This is a genomic window from Bacteroides zhangwenhongii (assembly GCF_009193325.2).
GTDB lineage: Bacteria > Bacteroidota > Bacteroidia > Bacteroidales > Bacteroidaceae > Bacteroides > Bacteroides zhangwenhongii.
The window spans coordinates 920,558-941,883 of sequence record NZ_CP059856.1; the positions used below are offsets into that span (position 1 = coordinate 920,558).

Consider the following 21,326-nt stretch of genomic DNA (forward strand, 5'->3'; position numbering starts at 1 on the left):
ACCAAGATGACGTTATGAATACAAATATTACTTCAGCACCCTTATCCCGTAAGCTTCCGGTAGGCATACAGAGCTTTGAGAAACTTCGTAATGAAGGTTTTCTATATGTAGACAAGACAGCCTTTGTCTACCAATTGGCAAAAGCGGGTATTCCCTGCTTCTTGAGTCGTCCGCGACGTTTTGGAAAAAGTCTGCTACTCTCCACCTTCGAAGCTTATTTCCTAGGAAAAAAGGAATTGTTTCGGGGGCTTGCTATTGAGCAATTAGAGCAGGACTGGTTTGAATATCCGGTGTTGCATCTAAGTTTGAATGCAGAAAAATATGATAGTCGGGAACGGTTGGCAAATATGCTGGAGAGTCAATTATCGCTGTGGGAAGAGCGTTATGGAATTACAGATATAAACATTAGTTATTCTATCCGCTTCATGACAGTAATTCGCCGAGCATATGAGCAGACTGGTCGCCGTGTAGTGGTGCTGATTGACGAATATGATAAACCATTGCTTCGAAGTTTTGGCGATGAGGAACTGCAAAAAGAATTTCGCGAGACACTGACTGCATTCTATACAGTCTTGAAGGATGCCGATCCTTGGTTGCAATTTGTCTTTATCACCGGTGTGACGAAATTTGCGCAAATGGGAATTTTCAGCACGCTGAACCAATTGAATGATATCAGCCTTGTTCCTGCCTATTCCGCTCTTTGCGGCATGACCTATACGGAGATACAGGAAAATTTTGAACCTGAACTGAATGCGTTGGCAGAAGCCTGTGAAATGACGAAAGAAGAAACGATGCAACAGATGACCCGTTTGTATGATGGGTATCGCTTCTCTTATCGTTCACCCGAGCGTATGTATAATCCTTTCAGTGTACTCAATGCGCTGAATAATCAGTTATTCCAAAGTTATTGGTTTGCGAGCGGTACACCGACTTTCCTCGTCGAGATGTTGAAAAAGACTGATTTCGATTTGCGTAAGATGGATGGAATTGAGGTTGTGGAAGCTTCGTTGAGTGATGACCGTGCGAATATAAACAATCCTATCCCGATGATATATCAGAGTGGTTATCTGACGATTAAGGATTATGATAAAGAATTTCATATTTATAAGTTGGGCTTTCCTAATGAAGAAGTGAAATATGGTTTTCTGAATTTTGCGGCATCCTTTTATACTTGTATGTCCGAAAATGATACTCCTTTTTATATAGGTCATTTTGTTCGTGAGCTTCGTAATGGCGATGTGGAAGCCTTCCTTACCCGACTGCGTGCCTTTTTTGCCGATTTTCCTTATGAACTGAATACGAAGACGGAACGTCATTACCAAGTTGTTTTCTATCTTGTATTCAAATTGATGGGGCAATTCATACAGTCCGAAGTGCAAAGTGCTATCGGACGTGCGGATGCAGTAGTAAAGACACGCGATTGTATCTATGTCTTTGAGTTCAAGTTGGACGGCACGGTGGAAGAAGCTTTGCGGCAGATTGACGAAAAAGGCTATCTCATTCCATATATTGCGGATGGGCGTCGGTTGGTGAAAGTCGGTGTCTCTTTTGATGCGGCAAATAGGAATTTGGGAGAATGGTTGATAGTCTGAGTTTCTGTGCCTGATATTTGTTTCTTCTACACTCTGGCTTTTTCTGCTTTGTACCTTAGGAAGCCTAAGAAAGTGGAGAAGAAAGGATTGATATATGAAATATTTCGTATATTTGTAGGCGTTGCAAAATTTCTGTAGGGCATTGGGGTAAATTTGCATCCTTGTTCGTATTATATAAGCGGAACAAAAGGGAATTTATAGTTATGAATACACGAATATACCTGTTTGCAATTATAATGGGTCTTTTTATTGTGAACAGGATACATTCACAAGAGACATCTTATGTCTTTCGTCATATCGGAGCAACGGAAGGGTTGCCGGATAATTATGTCGGCAGTGTATTTGCATTGCCGGACGGTCGTATGGGGATTCGTACTGTATTGCTGACTATGTATGATGGGGTAAATTATTCCAATTTCCCGTTTGACCTCCAAAAAGGTTATCCTATTTCTTACAATCATATCATTTTTGAAGAATACGTGGATGCCGGTAAACGTTTGTGGATGAAAGAACGTGCAAGTCTGCGGGTGTTTGATTTGACCACCGAACAATATATATATGATGTAGACTCCCTGTTGCATCAACTAGGCTGGAAAGATAAACTTGCGAATCTGTTTATAGATTCAGAGAAACGATATTGGTTCTTGTCCGGTAATTCTGATGTCTATACATCTGAAAATTCGACAGGAACAATAGAAAAGTTTTGTGAAAAAGATGGTGCCATAAAAAATGATGGAAAATTATTGGGAGTGGAGAGCCACGAAAACCATAGTTGGATGGTGTTCCAGAGCGGAATAATCCGGTGTTATGATTTTGAGAAGAAGCGTTTTGTTGAGCAAGTAGATTTTTTAAAAAAACGGCTGAACGCCGATGATCGTATTATTTTAAAGATTCTTGATAACGGAGATTTTTGGATCATGTGGGATCGGGGAGTAGGATATTATGATGTTTATAAGAAAAAATGGAACCCGATTTCCGGCATTCATCTTAAACAGAATTCATGGTTGACCTCTATGGATGTAGACAAAGGAGGGAATGCGTGGGTCGGTACGGTATTGGACGGGCTTTGTGTGATTGATATACATAATTTTTCTGTAGCCCAACTTCAACATCTTCCTCTGCTGTCGGGCAAAACGATAGAAAATGGTATTCAAAGTATTTATTGTGACCGTGAAGATGGGGCTGTTTGGATAGGTTTGTACAATCAAGGTCTCTGTTATTATCATCCCAGTTTGAATAGAATGATTGTATGCAATAAGAAAGTTGTTAATGGTGACTGGAATGGAGAGGAAATACGTTGTATGTTGGAAACTTCAGCGGGTGATATACTGATGGGAACTACACAGGCACTTTATCGATATGAGCCGGATACACATACCATGAACCGGGCATATAGCGATTTCGATCGGAAAAATTGTCGTATGCTATATGAAGACAGCAAGAACCGGATTTGGGTAGGTACTTATCATAATGGATTATATTGCATTGAAAATGGTAAGGTGAGGGCCTATGATTATCCAAATACCGATTATCAGAACGAACTGGATTTTAGCAATATACGTGCAATGATAGAAGACGAGTCGGGAAGACTGTGGGTAAGTATTTATGGTGGAGTGGGATTGCTGAATCCGGAAGATGGAAAAATAACTCTCTTGACCGAACAGTTTCCTGATTTGAAAAGGTACAAAGTAGCGAATACATTGGCAATAGATAATCAATGCCGGTTACTGGTAGGAAGTGATAACGGATTGTATATATATGACCCGCATGAACATAAAATATGTACATTGGAACAAGAGGGGAAAGCCGGAGCTGACTTTAATTATGGTAGTATAAAATACAACCAGATATTGAAAGATTACGAAGGAGCTTTATGGTTCGCCACCCAATATGGACTGTATGTACTGGCACCGAATGGGAAAAGCTATGCTTTGGGGAAGGAAGAAGGACTTTCTAAAGCGATCTTGAATGTGCAGGAAGATAAGAATCACGATATTTGGATTTCTACCGTAACTTCTATTTATAAAATCAGAGTAGAACGAAATGCCGATGAATACCGTTTCCACATAATAAGTTGTCTGGCTGAGACGAAGATCCTTCAGGATGATTTATTCAGTTTTCCCGCATTGACAACACAAAACGATCTATATATAGGCCTTCTCAATGGATTTGTGAAATTCTCTCCCGACCGTATGATGGATACACAGCAACTTTCTCGTCCCTTGTTTACCTCTTTCAAGTTATTTAATGTTCCTGTTCTTTCCGGAGAAGAATATAACGGTCGTATGTTATTTGATAAAGCTCTTAGTTGTTCGGACGGAGTCTCTTTAAAGTATAATGAGAATTATATTACGTTAGAGTTCTCCGGATTAAACTATCTCAACCCTTCGCAGATTTCTTTCCGATATCAATTAGAAGGCTTCGATAAAGAATGGACGGAAACAATTTTTGAAAATGGACTGGGACGTATTACTTATAATAATCTTCCGCCGGGTGAGTATCTGTTTCGAGTGTCCGTGGCCGGTAATGACCGTATGTGGGGGCCGGAATCTAATTTTGCGATTGTAGTGTATCCGCCGTTTTGGGATACATTGGTTGCACGTATATTGTATGCAGTTCTGGCTGTTCTTTTGGTATTCGTACTGATTTATGTTGTCAATAAACGTAATCATCAAAAGATGATTCGTATGCAACAGGAGGAGGCTCAGAGGCAAAAAGAAGAGTTGGAACAAATGAAATTCCGTTTCTTCACGAATATCAGTCATGAGTTGCGTACTCCGTTGACGTTGATTATCACTCCTTTGGATATGATCATACGCAGGTTGACGGATGAAGTGTTGGCGAAGCAGTTAAGTTCCGTGTACAAGAACGCGCAGAATCTGTTGACATTGGTAAATCAGCTTCTGGACTTCCGTAAATTGGAGATAAAAGGAGAAAAACTGAATTTGCAGAACGGAGACTGGGTTGAGTTTGTCCGCCAGGTATATGTTTCTTTTCAGGAGATAGCTACGGAAAAAGGAATTTCTTTCCAATTGGATACAAATGGTATTGATGAACTGTATATGTATTTTGATCGTGACAAGATACATAAAGTATTGAATAACTTATTGTCCAATGCCTTTAAATTTACCTCAGAAGGAGGAAACATCGCATTAGAGATAGAAAAGTATCGGGGAGAAGGGCATTCATTTATTCAGCTGAAAGTGGCTGATACTGGTACTGGTATAGCGGAGGAAGATCTTCCGCACGTATTCGAGCGTTTCTACCAGGCTAGGAAGAACATCAATCATAACTTTCCCGGCAGTGGGATCGGACTTCATCTGATAAAGGAATATATCGAACTGCACAACGGATGTGTGTCGGTAGAAAGTACTTGGGGAGTCGGTTCTACATTCTGTGTGGCTATTCCTATGGATTTGCAGCCGGAAAATCCGTCGGTGCGGCAAACCGTAACGGAAGTGGTGGAGGTGGCAAGTGAAGAGTCGGTGTTTTCGGACTCAAGACCCTTATTGCTGGTGGTAGAAGATAATAAGGAATTTCGGGAGTTTCTACGTGAACAATTAAGTGAATGGTACCAGATTATTGATGCTCCCGATGGTGAAGAAGGGGAAAAACTGGCTGTCAGGCAAAATCCGGATCTCATCATAAGTGACATCATGATGCCGAATGTGGATGGTATAGAATTATGCCAACGAATTAAAACAAACTTGCAGACTTCGCATATACCGGTAATTTTGCTTACTGCGCGTGCTTCAGATGAGAGTAAGGCTATGGGGTATGAGGCCGGTGCAGATTCGTATATATCCAAACCATTTAGTATTGATGTATTGTTGACTCGTGTGCGTAAATTGATCGAACTGCAAAAGAGACGCCAGGAAACATTTCATAAAGAAATTGTAGTAAGTCCGAGTAGTATCACAATTACCTCTCTTGATGAACAGCTTGTACAAAAAGCATTGGAATGTGTTGAACGTAATATGGACAATACAGAATATTCGGTAGAGGAATTGAGTGCTGATCTTGCTATGAACCGTGCTACATTATACCGCAAACTGCAAGGAATAACAGGGCAGACACCTAAAGACTTTATCCGTAGCATCCGGTTGAAACGGGCTGCTCAACTATTGCGGGATACGGATTTGTCTATATCCGAAATAGCAGATCATGTGGGATTTTCTACTCCACGTTATTTTACCAAATTGTTTAAAGAAACATTTGGTATGCTGCCATCGCAGTACGGAGGAAAATCACGGGATGAGAAAATAGGCGAATAAGTTCACGAACCTCTGTTATTTATAGTCAACAGACAAAAAATGCCCCTGTAACAGGCTGAAAAAGTGATTTTGCAACAAGTGTAACACTTGTTTGCGACAAAAGACACACGTCAGAACATTGTATTTCCCATAAATTTGCATTGTTGTTAAATGAAACATGTAATGCTATGGAACGGAATACCACCACATCTGCTTTAACCCATTTCCCTGAATTCTATCAGAAAAACCGGAATCTTGTTCTGACTTTTATTATCTCTCGTATTCCACACAAATATGAGGCTGAAGATTTAGTGCAGGATGTTTTTATTCGTTTGTGGGAGAATTGGGCATTTGTGAATAAGTCTACCGTTTGGTCTTTGCTTTTTACCATTGCACGTAATATTGTCATAGATAAAATACGTCGTCATTACATACAGGAGGATTTTGTTTCTTATATATATAATAATGTGAAAGAGACAAAGGATAATCCGGTAGAAGAAAGGATGTATTATATGGATTTAAAGCAGAGGCATGATAAGATAATATCCAGACTTCCTGCAAAACGCCGCCGTATTTACGAACTAAGTTTTAATGACGGATTACCTTGTCCGACAATAGCCAAGGTGATGTCTTTATCTTCCCGGACAGTGGAAGGGCAGTTATTGGTAGCCCGGAAAACTGTACGAACGTATTTGCAGGATGAATGGTCGAAAGTTGGCTGAATATCAAACAAGAATATATTAACTTTAATAAATTTAATAGTATTATGGAAATTAAACCGAAATTCTTATCACGTAAGGGAGTCATCATGACTATGGCCTTATTGATAGGCAGTTCTTCCGGTACATTGCTTCAGGCAAATACGTACACGGAAGAAAGCTTGATTGTCTCTCAAACGGGAAAGACAATTAAAGGAGTAGTAACAGACCAAAACGGCGAACCGCTGATAGGTTGTAATATTGTAGCGATAAGTTTGCAGAAAGGAGTGATTACGGATATTGATGGACGTTTTAGTCTGGATGTGCCGGATAATGCAAAGCAGTTGAAAGTAAGTTATATCGGATATCAGGACCAAATCGTGAACATTAATGGACGTTCTGAACTTAAGATTATACTGAAAGAAGATAATAACGCATTGGAAGAAGTAGTGGTAGTAGGATATGGCAGACAAAAGAAAGCTACTTTGACCGGTGCTGTAGAACAAGTGAGCAGCAAGGCACTTGAAAGCCGTGCCATAACCAATGTTGGACTGGCACTTCAAGGGCAGACTCCGGGATTGGTGGTTACCCGTACTTCACCTCGTCCGGGCAACGAAGAATTGAATTTTAAGATTCGTGGAGCAACGTCAGTTAATGGGGGAAGTCCGTTGATTATAGTGGACGGTGTACCTACAGTAAATACAGAATCATTTCAGAACTTGAATTCTGACGATATTGAAAGTATCAGTGTGTTGAAAGATGGAGCGGCATCTATCTATGGAGCCAAGGCGGCGAATGGAGTTATACTGGTTACCACTAAACGCGGAAAGGGAGGTAAAGTCAGCGTAGATTATAGTTTTAATATGCGTTTTACTTCTCCGGGTATTACCGCTTTTTCTCCGGATATGGGGCAATATGCAACCATGTGGCTGGAAGCTAATAAAGAAGAGCAAAATCCGAACTGGTGGGCCTGGGTATCTGAAGAAAATATGTTGCGGATGCAGCAAAATGCACAAGGAATCTATCCTACTCAATATTATGGAGATATATTTTTGGCAAACTCTAGTCGTACGGACGAATTGTTTGCCAATCGCAACTCTTACCAGCATAACTTAAGTGTGTCCGGTTCTACAGAGAAATCCAACTATCGTATCTCATTGGCTTATGCGGATAATCAAGCGAACCTGACCACTGCTTATGACGGGCAAAAACAGCTGAATTTCCGTTTGAACTATGGATTGCAGATGACTGACTGGCTGCGTTTTGAATCTATTGCCAGCGTGATTAGAACCAGTACGGAATCTCCTTCCACTGGTTTGGATAACTCACTGTATGGCTATGATGTACCTTTTTTTCCGTCAAAGAATCCATTAGGACAGTGGTATGCTAATTTCGGTACGGTAGGTAACCGTAACTCTGTGGCAGCTACTTCTAAAGGTGGGCGTGATGAAAAAGTGAAGCTGACTACGCGTATCGATATGAAAGTGATAGCGGATATTTGGAAAGGTATTAGCTTTGAGGGAACCGCTTCTTTTCAGAATGAAGAATATCGTCGGGAGCGATATGTAGTTCCTGTCCAGACATATGATTGGTTTGGTAATCCGGCTGCCGAATTGGTACAGTGGACCAATCAATCCCTTATTTATCCGGACAATCCATCCAATGTCAAGATTGAAAACAATCCGGGTTATCTGGCACAGAATAACAATCATTTGTATCAATTCTATTCAGCTTTACTGAAATACAACCGTACATTTGCCGAATACCATAATGTGTCTGCGGTGGCAGGTATTAATGCGGAGACGTTGGCTTGGAGAAAAACAGCCACTGCCCGTGAAAAATTTGAAGATAATGGGGTCTATGACTTGGGATTGGCTGATGCTAGTAGTAAAATAGGAAATTCGGGTGGCAAAGGTAGCAGTGGAACTTACTCTTATATAGCTCGTGTTAACTATAACTATGCTGAAAAATATCTATTGGAATTGTTGGGACGTCGCGATGGAGACTCAAAGTTTGCCGACGGTTACCGTTTCAATAATTTCGGTTCGTTCTCTCTCGGATGGGTGTTCACTCAAGAGAATTTTCTGAAATTTGTTACACCGGTGCTTGATTTCGGTAAGGTTCGTTTCAGCTATGGAGAGGCAGGTAACACTGCCGGACTGGGTGATTTCTTATATGCCTCTTCTATTAGTCAGGGAGTGACTTATCTGGGTAGCCCTCTAACCGGGCAAATCTCTACTACTCTCAAAAACTCGGGGCTTATCAACCGGACACTTACTTGGGAGCGTGTAAAGCAAAAAAATATCGGTGTGGATTTAGGTTTTCTGAATAACCGGCTGACAGTCAACTTCGACTACTTTTGGAAAGATAATATAGGAATGTTGTCAGAAGTTACTTATCCATCTGTATTGGGAGCTAGCGCACCAAAAAGTAATACCGGACATCTGAATGTGAAAGGATGGGAATTGTCTGTAGGTTGGCGTGACCAGATTCGTGATTTCTCTTATTTTGCCAGTTTCAATATCGGCGATACAAAGACGATGTTGAAGAAGATGGAAGGAGCTGACGCATATGTAGCAGGGAAAAATGAAAAGGTAGTCGGTTATCCGCTGAACTCGTTCTTTTTATATCGCACAGACGGTTACTTTGCTGACGAAGCAGAGGTTAATCGTTATTATGAACTGTATAAAGATGGTGGGGGAGAAATGCTTGGTGTCCTGAAAGACACAAATACAGGACTTCGTCCGGGAGATACCAAACGTTTAGACCTGAATGGGGATAATAAAATTGACGGCGCGACTGGTGATTTGCAATTTGTGGGAGACGGTGATCCCCATTATGTATTCGGTCTTAATTTGGGTGGTGCTTGGAAAGGGATTGACGTTAGTGCCATGTTCCAAGGAGTCGGAAAACAGTATATCATGCGTACTGGATGGATGGCTTATCCGTTTGCCACTATATTTAGTAATCAGAATCCCTCATTCCTCGGTAATACTTGGACAGCAGAAAATACTAATGCGGACTATCCACGACTGACTACTTATGCTGCACGTGCCGCATGGAACTATGGAAATAATGACTTCATGTTGCAAAATAGCCGTTATATCCGCTTGAAATCACTGATTGTTGGTTATACTTTACCTAAGCAGTGGACCCGGAAAGTGAAACTGGAAAAAGTGCGCGTTTATTTTTCTGGCAACGACTTATGGGAAGCAACAAGTATCAAGGATGGCTTTGACCCGGAAATGGGAGAGGTTTCGCAGATTTCAGGATATCCATTCTATCGTACCTGGTCGTTCGGTGTAAATGTTGGTTTTTAATAATATAAAGAAGAAAAAATATGAAAAAGATATTATATACAGCATTGCTATCTATCACTCTGACATTCGGATTGTCTGCCTGTTCGGACTGGTTTTTGGATAAGGAGCCGCAGGATGAAAGAACAGATGTGGTGTATTTTAAAACAGCTTCACAATTTAAGGAATATACAGCAGGTTTTTATAACCAACTTCAAGGATGGGGAAGTCCGTATGGCGGTTATGCAGCATTTATGGATGTGGCAACTGACTTGTCCGGTTATTTAAATAATATTCACAATGATGTAGGACACGGGAATATATTGGTGCCGACAACTGACGTTCGGTGGGATAACTGTTACAAGCAAATCCGTACTGTGAATATACTTTTTGAAAAAGCAGAGAACTATCCGGGAAGTCAAGAGGAGATTAAACAATATTTGGCTGAAGCGCATTTTTTCCGGGCATACAATTACTTCTTTTTACTCCAATTTTTTGGAGGAGTTCCTGTTGTGACGATTCCTTTGGATGTTAATTCGCCGGAATTATATGGTGTACGCAACAGTCGTTACGAAGTAGTGAATCTGATTCTTCAAGATTTGGATCATGCGATAGCCGGATTACCAAAGGAGACCTTGATTTCTTCTGCTGACAAAGGACGAATCAGTTATCATGGGGCGGAAGCATTCAAGGCACGTGTATTACTCTATGAAGCTACATGGCGGAAGTATGTGGGGACTAGTACAGACTTTAAAGGATCGGGTGGACCGGTTACTGATCAGGTTGATGATTTTTTGGATGAGGCTATTCGCCTGTGTAGTGAAATAATAGATGACAACTTATATAGTATCTGGAATCATAATAACTTGTCTGGAATGAAGGATTTGAGCTATCGTTACCTGTTCTGTCTGGAAGATGCGACGACCAATCCTGTAGGGATGACAAAAGAATCGAACAAGGAATTCATCATTAAAAGTGTTTATGATGAAAACATAAAGCCTGGCAATGTAAACCTGAATCAGACAGTAAGAAAGATGGATGCCAGTCGCAAGTTGATGGATATGTTTTTGTGTAGTGATGGTCTGCCGGTAGAAATATCGAATGAGTTCCAGGGCTATGCTACTCCTGAAGCCGAGTTCCTGAACCGTGACAATCGTATGAAATCTATTATTGATATGGATACTCAAACGGCTGCTGCCAAGGAATTGAAAACTGGTACTTCCGGTTATGGCAATAAGAAATTTGTTTGCGATGCACGGGCCAATCTGAAAGAATCTCCTGACTATCCGGTGCTTCGTCTGGCAGAGATCTATCTGATTTATGCAGAGGCAGTGTGTGAACGGAACAACGGACAAATTACCGATGAACAATTGAATTATTCTATTAATAAATTGCGTGGACGTGCCGGTATTGCCAATTTGACGAATGCATTGGTTGATAAGATAAAGGCTGGAACCGGAACAACAAAGAGCAAGGGGGAGGTGATGTTGGATGAGATTCGCCGTGAAAGAACAATAGAACTTTATATGGAAGGTTTCCGCTTTGATGATTTGAAACGTTGGGGCATTGCAGAGAATGAACTGAATGAATCACGTTTGGGAACGGTAGTAGGCAGCTCCGTTTATCCCACTACTTTTGTAGATGCTAGCGGTAATGCAACGAGTAAGTATTTGAGAAATACTTACATATGGGGAGAAGAACAGATAGATACGCAATGGGGTAAATTGAATTGTGTTGTGATAGATGGTAAAACTAATTTCAACTTTAGCCGGAGTAATTATTTATGGCCGTTGCCTCAACAGCAAATTAGCCTGAATCCCAGTTTGGTACAAAATCCGGGATATTAATGACAAGTGATAAACTGATTAAAGATATAGATGTATGAAAAGTCTTATAAAAAATATAGTTGTGATAGGAGGGTTTTCCGCTCTACTCTTCAGTTGTGAGAAAGATGGTAAAAAACAGGAGTTCTATTATCCGGAACCCACTGTAACCGGCATCTATCCAGCAAGTGGATATACACTATCCCAAGTGGCTATCAATGGTGAAAATTTCGGTGAACGTCTGGAGCCGGTGAGTGTACATTTCGGTGATAAGAAAGCGGAAGTTGTTTCGTGCAAGAATAATCGTATTATAGTAGTGGTGCCTAAGGATGCGGTGAGCAGTGATGTGGTGTTGAAGGTGTGGCAGTATGAATTTGATAATGTAGGTAAGTTTACTGTAATGCCTAAGCCTACTATAACTTCCGTAAGTTCTTCCAATACAGAATGTCCGTTATTCGCTGCGGAAAATGATGTGATAACTATTTTCGGGACTTCGTTCGGCACGGAAAAAGAAAATATAACTGTTAAAATCGGTACTAAGTTAGCAGAAGTCATTTCAGTACAAGATGAGGAAATCCAAGTAAAAACTCCTGCCGGTTATGGAATCGGTACTGTGCAAGTGAATGTCAATGGATATGAAACGGAAAATGGAAGTTTCTTGGATCCTGCTTATACGGGAGATTTGACAGTGTATGCTTTGAAAAACAGTAGTCAGCCATTTGTCAAAACAGATGAACCATTGGAATCAGATGTTTGGGCTATTCCTACAGAATGGCAGTATAATGATAAGTTTTATTATGATGAAAGCGGGACAAAAGTGCTGATTCGTCCGTTAGTGATTGACAAAAATTACCCGGATGGGTGTATTTCCTTATTGTGTAACCAATGGGCGAATGCCAATCATAAACACGGATTAGAAAATGCTAAGATGTATCAGGTATCCACTTTGCCTGCCGGAACCTATAAGATATCTTGTTTTGTTCCTGAATGTGTGGGGCTGGGTGGTAATCTTGAAGTGATTGTCGGAGTGACAACAGGAAATGGGACATTGCCTGATCTGGCAGCAACGGATGGTGGATGGCTACCGGTTGATGAAACGGCCTTTTTGGAAGATTTATCCGGGAAAAAAGCATACTGTCGACTGACAGACAATAAATCCCTGGGCTATGACCAGGCAAGAGGCGCAGTGGAATTCACGTTAAATATGGTATTAACAGAGACAACGGAAGTTACGATTGGTTTTGTCGCTAATGTCGGTATGCTGAATAATACCAGTAAAGGAGGTAATGTCAACATTTCTAAGATGGTGGTGGAAAGAGAAAACTAATCAACTAAAAATCGAAAAAGATGAAGAAAATATATGATTTTATATGCTTTGGGGCTTTGTTTCTATTTGCTTCTTGTGGAGAAGACGGAACAGATGTCTTCGAGTTAGGGACTGAAGACCCGGTAGTAACTATAACTGCACTTTCACCTGATTATGGTTATTCAGGGGATGAGTTTGACGTGATTGGTGATAACTTAGCCGGAGCAGTGGATTTCGTAAAGGTCAATATCGGAGAGAACGTTGCCAAAGTGTTGTCTTGTACGGACGAACGCATTACAGTACGGATACCGGAGGATGCTACGACAGGAAAGATATCCGTGAAATTCTTTAATGAGGAATTGAAAACAGACTTGATGCTTAGGGTTTTGGGTAAACCATCCGTTGAGTCTATTAGCAAAGAATGGGGATTTGTTGGTGATTTAATAACTTTTACCGGAACAGAGTTGGGTACGAAAGCGGATGATATCAAGATGATATTCGGTGATGCGAAAGTCAATGCGCCTGTGACGGAATGGAGTGAAACTTCTTTCACTGTGCAAATACCGGTTGGTGCTACTTCCGGTAAGATTGGTTTAATAGTCTATACGCAAAATGTAAATACACCCGTGAATGAATTTACCATTCGTCAGCATGCTACATTGGCTAGTCTTACACCTGCTGTCGCTTATAAAGGGTCGGAAGTGACGATTAAAGGAACGAGCTTTGGAACGACAACAGAAGGTGTGAAAGTTCTTGTGGGAGGGGTGGAAGCAGAGGTACTTTCATGTAATGAAGAAGAAATTAAGATACGTATCCCGATCAGTGGATCTTTGGCGGACGATCAGGAAGTGGCGGTGAAAGTGGTTACTCCGTATGAGGAGGTAGAAGGTGAATTGAAATTTACCGTGAAAGCTACTCCAGTGGTAGATGCTAGTACAGGTGTTTCTCCATTAGAAGGATATATCGGTACGGCAGTAACGATCACAGGAAATCATATGCCGGAAACTGCGGAATTATTAGTGGCGAAGTTTAATGAGGTACAGGCAACGGTTAGTGATTATCAATATAAGGATGGCGGTATCGGCATATTAACTGTGAAAGTCCCAAATGGAGTATCGGTAGGAAATGTAAAGATAACTTTGTCTGTTGGTAATTTACAATTCTATGAAGGGACTTTCAAGGTTAATTCGTCACCTGTGATGAATAGCATTGTAGAGAAACTGGTACAACCTGGTGAAAACATTACTATCAAGGGGGATAATTTCGGTACTGATAAAGAGGCGGTGGATGCATTCCTCAATGAGATGCCGGTTGAGATAACTTCAATCAAAAATGATGAAATAAAGATTATAGTTCCTGTTGATTACGAAACGACGAAAGATGCAAAAGTTCGTTTACAGTATGCTGATATTCCGACTGTGGAAGGGCAGACTGTGAATGTGATGGGTAAGACTGGTGATGTGACAGAGGTGGTGTTGCGTAATAGTCGACAACCATTTAGCAGAACAGAGGGTGCGTTGGACGGTGGTTGGGCTGTTCCTACAGATTGGGAATTTAATAATAAGTTCTATTATGAAGAAAATGGTCAAGATGTGTTGATACGTCCTATGTTATTTGATAACAATAATCTGGATGGCTGCATTTCTATGTTGTGCAATCAGTGGGCGAATGCTAATCATAAGCATGCGCTAGAAAATGCCAAGATGTATCAGGTTACACCATTGCCTGCCGGAACGTATAAAATTTCGTGGACTGTAGCTGAATGCAATACAGTGAGAGGCAACTTTGGAGTAATAATCGGAGTGGTAAAAGGCGAAGCTACACTTCCTGATTTGTCAGTAGTGAATGGTGCATGGATACCTGATGATGAGTCTGTTTTTGTCGAAAAAACGGATGGCAGTAAATCTTACGTTAGAATATCTGATAATAAAGTGCTTAGAGCAGAAGGACCGAAGAACTTTGATATGACTTTTGTACAGTCAGAGACGACGGAAGTAACCATTGGCTTTGTGGCAAATATCGGTATGGATAGAAATAACGGTGGAGGTAATGTCGATATTACCGATATATCTATAGAACGACAATAATTAAGAACTAAAATATAGAACGATCATGAAGAAACTATATTATGTAATTGCAGTATTTTTCTTTTCATCATGTGGAGATGGCATTGATTTACCATCCCCCGGAGTGGAGACTGACTTGTATAAATTGACAGTGAAAGAAAATAAGGAAGCACTGATGCAGGTTCCGCTGAAAGCCATAAGTGAACCTATGATTCATTGTGGTGCTTTGCACACACCCGAAGATTTCGAGTATGTTAAAGCACGTTTGAGTAGAAATCCTTGGAAAAGCGGATATGAGATATTGGTTGATAACTATCATTCCCGTTTGGATTATGTCGCTAACCCGCAGGCTGATATCCGGCGCGGAGAGTCGGGAAATGAGAATTATATGGTAGCGGCTAATGATGTAGCTGCCGCTTATCAGATGGGACTTCGTTATCATTTAGGTGATGGAAATGCTTATGCTGACCACGCTATTGAAATATTGGATGGCTGGGCGGTAACTTGCAAGGTCGTTGCAGGTAATTCTAACTTGGCATTGGCAGCCGGTCTCTATGGATATGAATTTGCTGTTGCAGGAGAATTGCTTCGTGATTATTGGAAAGAGAAAGATGAAAGTGGTTTTGCCAGATATCAGCAATGGATGCTTGATGTCTTTTATGTGGCTAACCATGATTTTCTGGTTAATCATTTTGGTACTGTTCCGGGACACTATTGGGCGAACTGGGGACTTTGTAACCTTGCATCGATGATTGGCATTGGGATTCTAACAGATCGTCGCGATATTTATAATGAAGCGATTGAACATTTACAAATAGGAGATACTAATGGAAGATTAACCTATGCTATTAATCATGTATTTACGGGAGATTATGCTAATCTGGCTCAATGGCAGGAAAGTGGACGTGACATGGGGCATACCTTGCTGTGTCAGGGGCTAATGGGAACTATCTGCCAATTAACCTGGAATCAAGGGGATGATTTTTTTGGATATGATGATAATCGTTATTTGAAGGGGTGTGAATATAACGGACGTTATTTGGTAGCTAGTATGGATGTCCCTTTTGAAGCTTATGCTCGTACTTGGAACAATGCTTGGGGACCGACCACAGACAAAATATTGACTATTGCTGACCGTAATGGTAGTAATGGTTCCGGTCCTATCTGGGCATTAGCTTATTATCATTATTCCAAGATAAAAGGATTGGATGCGGAAAAATGCCAATATTCCAAAATGGGGATGGAGTTGAGTTTTCCCGAGCAAGGCGGGCTGGGTTCCACTAGTGGTGGTTATGACAATTTAGGCTTTGGTACATTAATGTATTCAAGAGAGTAAAAAGAGAAGGAATAGTCTCAAGAATAATGAAACTATTCCTTTCCATTTATTGAAAATCTTAGAATGTTTGTGGTATGCTAAGAAAATACTTATTTTTGTTGATTCTTGTGTTGGTAGGGAATATTGCATTTTCCCAGAGTAAATTAGTTACCTGGGATGCTCCCTTGGGAACGGTTTTGAATAAAGATTTCACAGTCAAAGTGCGCCAACCGGGGGGGGAATGGAAAGTTTTATCTACCTATTTGATAAAAGTCGATGAAGTGAGAGAAACGAAACATCATATAGAAGATGCTTCAATGGTAACTTTTGATTTTATGGGAACAGTTGAAGTTGCTGTCACTTATAATAAGGGAAAAGTGAATACTGCGAAAGTGCGGCCCCTCTCATATGATATTCCGTTTCAGATAGTAGATAATACGGTGATATTCTCATTAGATTGTCCTCGGAATTTGTCTGTGGAGGTGAATGGAGATATTTTCCATAATCTGCATCTGTTTGCGAATAAGCCGGAAGAGAATGTACCGGATAAGAACGATCCTGATGTTATTTATTATGGACCGGGTATTCATGAGGTGGATAATGGAGAATTGAAAGTACCATCAGGAAAAACCGTTTATCTTGCCGGTGGAGCTGTACTAATGGGACGCGTGTTAATAGAAAATGTGAACGATGTGAAATTGATAGGAAGAGGGATTATTGACCATTCAATTAAGAAAGGCATTTGGATTGCAAATTCTCAAAACGTTTATGTAGAGGGGATTGTAACTACGCAATGTGGAACAGGAGGCTCAAATAATGTAACTATCCGTTATGTCAAAAGTATAAGTTATTACGGATGGGGGGATGGTATGAATGTACTTGCCAGTAATAATGTTTTGTTTGATGGAGTTTTCTGTCGTAATTCGGATGATTGTACCACCGTTTATGGAACTCGCTTAGGCTTCGAAGGAGGATGCAGCAACATAACAATGCGGAATTCTACATTGTGGGCAGATGTGGCTCATCCAATCTTTATAGGAATTCATGGAAACTCCAATAAGCCGGAGGTATTGGAAAATCTGAACTATATAAATATAGATATTTTAGATCATCAGGAAAAACAACTCGATTATCAAGGATGCATGGCTATTAATGCCGGGGATAATAATCTGATACGTAAAGTCCGTTTTGAAAATATCCGGGTGGAGGATTTCAGGCATGGACAGCTTATTAATCTACGGATCTTTTATAATGAAAAGTATTGCAGCGCTCCCGGACGAGGTATTGAGGATGTATTATTTAAGAATATCTCTTATTCGGGAAAGAATGCTGAACTTTCTGTAATTGAAGGATACAATGAAGAACGGCAAGTTAAGAATGTTCGTTTTGAGAATTTGCGAATTAATGATCGGCTAATTTATGATGAGATGTCTGATAAGCCTGCATGGTATAAAACATCAGACATGGCTCGCATCTATGTAGGAGCTCATACAGAGGGAATTGTCTTTTTGGATAGTAGTTCTGCAATGGCTGATGGTCATTAATATTATATAGAATAATAGCCTCTTTATAGTTGGTTTATAAACTAGAATGAAAATATATATCATGAAAAAACTCTTATACTTTATTTTATTGGCATTTATAGTGATACGAATAGATGCGCAGGAATATCCGAAAGTTATTTTATCAGGTGATTATCCTGATCCTACCATTATGCGGGATGGAAAGGACTATTATATGACCCATTCACCTTTTTATTATAAACCGGGATTCCTTATATGGCATTCTGTTGACTTGATGAATTGGGAACCGGTTTCCCGGGTAATGCCGGAGTATACAGGTACGGCAATGGCACCTGATTTAATTAAGTATAAAGGTAGATATTATATTTATTATCCCACAGATGAAACTAATTGGGTGATCTGGGCAGATGATATAAAAGGACCATGGAGCAAGCCGATCGATTTAAAAGTAAGCGGAATTGATCCGGGACATATTGCTGATGAGAATGGTAACCGTTATTTGTATGTGAATGAGGGTGAAGTTATTCGTCTGTCTGATGATGGGCTGTCTACTGTCGGAGAGAAGAAAAAGGTTTATGACGGTTGGGTATATCCAAAGAGCTGGAATACTGAATGTATGTGTCTTGAATCCCCAAAACTGAATTATAGAAATGGATATTACTATATGACTTCTGCTCAAGGCGGAACGGCGGGACCTGCTACAAGTCATATGGTCGTTGCTGCTCGCTCAAAGAATATAATGGGACCCTGGGAGAATTCTCCTTATAATCCCATTGTCCATACCTATAGTGAAAAGGATAACTGGTGGTCGAAAGGGCATGGCACATTGATTGATGATGTGAATGGTAACTGGTGGATTGTGTACCATGGATATGCAAAAGGATACCATACGTTGGGACGTCAGACTCTGATTGAACCTGTAGAATGGACTTCTGACGGTTGGTATCGTACTAAATCTACGGCTATTCCGATATCTCTTTCCCCAATAATATCACATGGGATGCAATTATCGGATGATTTTCGTGGCCCGTCGTTGGGACTTCAATGGACTTTCTGGAAAGAATATGCTCCGAAATCCCTCACTTTCGATCAGAATACTCTTTGGTTGAAAGGTAAGGGAAGTACACCTGCTAATGGTCGTTTATTGTTAACTATGGTGGAGGATAAGAATTATGAAACACAGGTAGAAGTGAACATTGGAAAGGGAAATACAGCCGGACTGGTTTTATTCTATAATGAGAAAGCCTATGTAGGCGTTGTTTCTGATGGCAAAAAGTTTACAGTTTATCGCAACGCAGAACAGAAAATAGAGTTCCCGAATGAGATTGGAACACGTTTTATCGCTAAAATTCGTAATCAGGGCAATAAAGTTTGTATACTGGTGAGCCGGGATAGCAGAGAATGGACTACACTTGCGGAAAATGTGGATGTTTCTCAAATGCATCATAACAACTATCAGGGATTCTTTGCTTTACGGATAGGTTTATTGTCAACAGGTAAGGGAAGTGTCGGATTTAAGCAATTCCGTTATAAGAACGCTATTCCACAAGAAGAGGATATGAGTGCTTACTTGATGGTTTTTCATCGGGACGAAACACATGGACTTTACATGGCTATTAGCCGTGATGGATATACATTTACGGCTTTGAACGATGCAGAACCGGTCATAGCCGGTGATACAATTGCTTATCAAAGAGGTATCCGTGACCCGCATATTTATCGTGGTCCGGATGGAGCATTTTATCTGGCGATGACAGACTTGCATGTTTTTGCTAAAAGAGATGGTTATCGGGAGACAGAGTGGGAACGTGACCGTAACATGTATGGTTGGGGGAATAACTATGGTTTAGTCTTGATGAAATCCTGGGATTTAATGAATTGGAAACGTGCGAATATCCGTTTTGACAAACTAACGGCAGGATTGAGTGAGATAGGCTGTGCCTGGGCTCCGGAAGTGACTTATGATGACAAGAAAGGTAAGTTGATGATTTATTATACAATGCGTTTCAGGAACGAACCCAACAAACTATACTATGTATATGTGAATGATGATTTTGATACCATTGAAAGCCTGCCGGAGATTTTATTTGAATATCCTAATGAACGTGTATCGGCTATTGACGGAGACATTACGAAAGTGGGAGATAAGTATCATTTATTTTATGTTGCTCATGACGGGCCGGCCGGAATTAAACAAGCAGTTTCCGATCGCGTAAATGGAGGATATGAGTATGATCCCCGTTGGTACGATTTTGAACCAAAAGCTTGTGAGGCCCCCACTGTATGGAAACGTATCGGTGAAGATAAATGGGTGTTGATGTACGATGTATATAGTGTGACTCCTCATAATTTCGGCTTTATTGAGACTTCGGATTTTGTGAACTTTGAGAATCTGGGACGTTTCAATGAAGGAGTGATGAAAACTACCAATTATACTGCCCCTAAACACGGTGCTGTGATTCATCTGACTGCGGATGAGGCTAATAAACTTGAAGAATATTGGCTGAAGAATAAAAGAAAGTATGTTTCGACTGCGTCTATACAGAAGAATCCGGTGATTCCCGGTTACTATGCGGACCCGGAAGTCATGTATTCTGAAAAGACAAAGAAATATTATATTTATCCGACTTGTGATGGAATTCCTGCCTGGGGAAGTACATTGTTTAAGGCATTCTCGTCGGATGATTTGGTGAATTGGAAAGAAGAGGGCGTTATATTGGACTTGAAAAATGTATCCTGGGCAAAGAAAAATGCGTGGGCTCCTAGCATCATAGAGAAGAAACAGGCTGACGGGAGCTATAAGTATTACTATTACTTCACTGCTGAAAGACAAATAGGAGTAGCGGTTTCCGACAGTCCGACCGGACCTTTTATCGACTCCGGTAAACCTTTAATTGGACAGGGATTGCCCGGGGGAATGACTAGAGGGCAGAATATCGACCCAGATGTATTTACCGATCCGGTCAGTTGCAAGACGTATCTGTATTGGGGAAATTATTATATGGCTGTATGTGAATTGAATGATGATATGGTATCGATAAGACCGAATACGACTCGTATTCTGATTAATAATGATACTCATTATAGTGAAGCTGCCCATATCTTTTACAGAGATGGTTACTATTATTTCACATGGTCCAAAAATGATACGAGAAGTGCAGACTATGAAGTGCGTTATGTACGTTCCAAATCCCCTGTGGAACCGATTAATCCTGCTGATAGCCAAATTGTTATTTGTAAGAAACCGGATCAGGGAATTTATGCCACCGGTCATCATTCAGTGGTGCAAGTACCCGGTAAGGATGAATGGTATATCGTATATCACCGTTTTAAATTTCCGGATGCGGTGACTATGGGAAAGAATGCGGGGTATCACCGTGAAGTTTGCATTGATAAACTGGAATTTAATGAAAATGGAACGATAAAAGAAATAGTTCCGAGTTTATGATTTTAA

10 protein-coding genes are annotated in these 21,326 nt (G+C 40.6%); all 10 read left to right on the forward strand.

All coding sequences use genetic code 11. The annotated features are described in order from the left end of the window. The first annotated feature begins 14 nt into the window (after window positions 1-14). The 10 genes from GD630_RS03695 (at window position 15) to GD630_RS03740 (ending at window position 21,320) form a co-directional block, all read left to right on the forward strand. Entirely contained in the window at window positions 15-1,592 is a 1,578-nt protein-coding gene (locus tag GD630_RS03695; RefSeq protein ID WP_143868236.1) for an ATP-binding protein, read from the forward strand. A gap of 203 nt (window positions 1,593-1,795) precedes the next feature. Then, the gene (locus GD630_RS03700; protein ID WP_143868237.1) at window positions 1,796-5,866 is read left to right on the forward strand and encodes a hybrid sensor histidine kinase/response regulator transcription factor; all 4,071 of its coding nucleotides are present in this window, start codon (window positions 1,796-1,798) and stop codon (window positions 5,864-5,866) included. Window positions 5,867-6,033: 167 nt separating this feature from the next. Continuing rightward, complete coding sequence (locus tag GD630_RS03705) at window positions 6,034-6,567, forward strand: sigma-70 family RNA polymerase sigma factor (RefSeq protein ID WP_143868239.1); 534 nt, start codon at window positions 6,034-6,036, stop codon at window positions 6,565-6,567. Between the two features lie 44 nt (window positions 6,568-6,611). Beyond that, on the forward strand, window positions 6,612-9,863 hold the full coding sequence (locus tag GD630_RS03710) for a SusC/RagA family TonB-linked outer membrane protein (protein ID WP_143868240.1): 3,252 nt from the start codon (window positions 6,612-6,614) through the stop codon (window positions 9,861-9,863). Between the two features lie 20 nt (window positions 9,864-9,883). Then, a complete protein-coding gene (locus tag GD630_RS03715; protein ID WP_143868241.1) occupies window positions 9,884-11,686 on the forward strand; it encodes a RagB/SusD family nutrient uptake outer membrane protein in 1,803 nt (600 codons plus the stop codon). A gap of 34 nt (window positions 11,687-11,720) precedes the next feature. Continuing rightward, complete coding sequence (locus GD630_RS03720) at window positions 11,721-12,989, forward strand: IPT/TIG domain-containing protein (RefSeq protein WP_143868242.1); 1,269 nt, start codon at window positions 11,721-11,723, stop codon at window positions 12,987-12,989. 20 nt (window positions 12,990-13,009) lie between these two features. Further along, window positions 13,010-15,055: an IPT/TIG domain-containing protein gene (locus tag GD630_RS03725; RefSeq protein WP_143868244.1), complete on the forward strand. Its 2,046-nt coding sequence runs from the start codon at window positions 13,010-13,012 to the stop codon at window positions 15,053-15,055. 25 nt (window positions 15,056-15,080) lie between these two features. Then, window positions 15,081-16,370 (forward strand): alginate lyase family protein, encoded by a 1,290-nt coding sequence (locus tag GD630_RS03730; RefSeq protein ID WP_143868245.1) that lies wholly within the window; start codon window positions 15,081-15,083, stop codon window positions 16,368-16,370. Window positions 16,371-16,444: 74 nt separating this feature from the next. Next, window positions 16,445-17,893 carry an aldose epimerase family protein gene (locus GD630_RS03735; protein ID WP_143868246.1) on the forward strand — a complete coding sequence of 483 codons (1,449 nt, stop codon included), beginning with the start codon at window positions 16,445-16,447 and terminating at the stop codon, window positions 17,891-17,893. A gap of 61 nt (window positions 17,894-17,954) precedes the next feature. Beyond that, window positions 17,955-21,320 carry a family 43 glycosylhydrolase gene (locus tag GD630_RS03740; protein ID WP_143868247.1) on the forward strand — a complete coding sequence of 1,122 codons (3,366 nt, stop codon included), beginning with the start codon at window positions 17,955-17,957 and terminating at the stop codon, window positions 21,318-21,320. The last annotated feature ends 6 nt before the right edge of the window (window positions 21,321-21,326 follow it).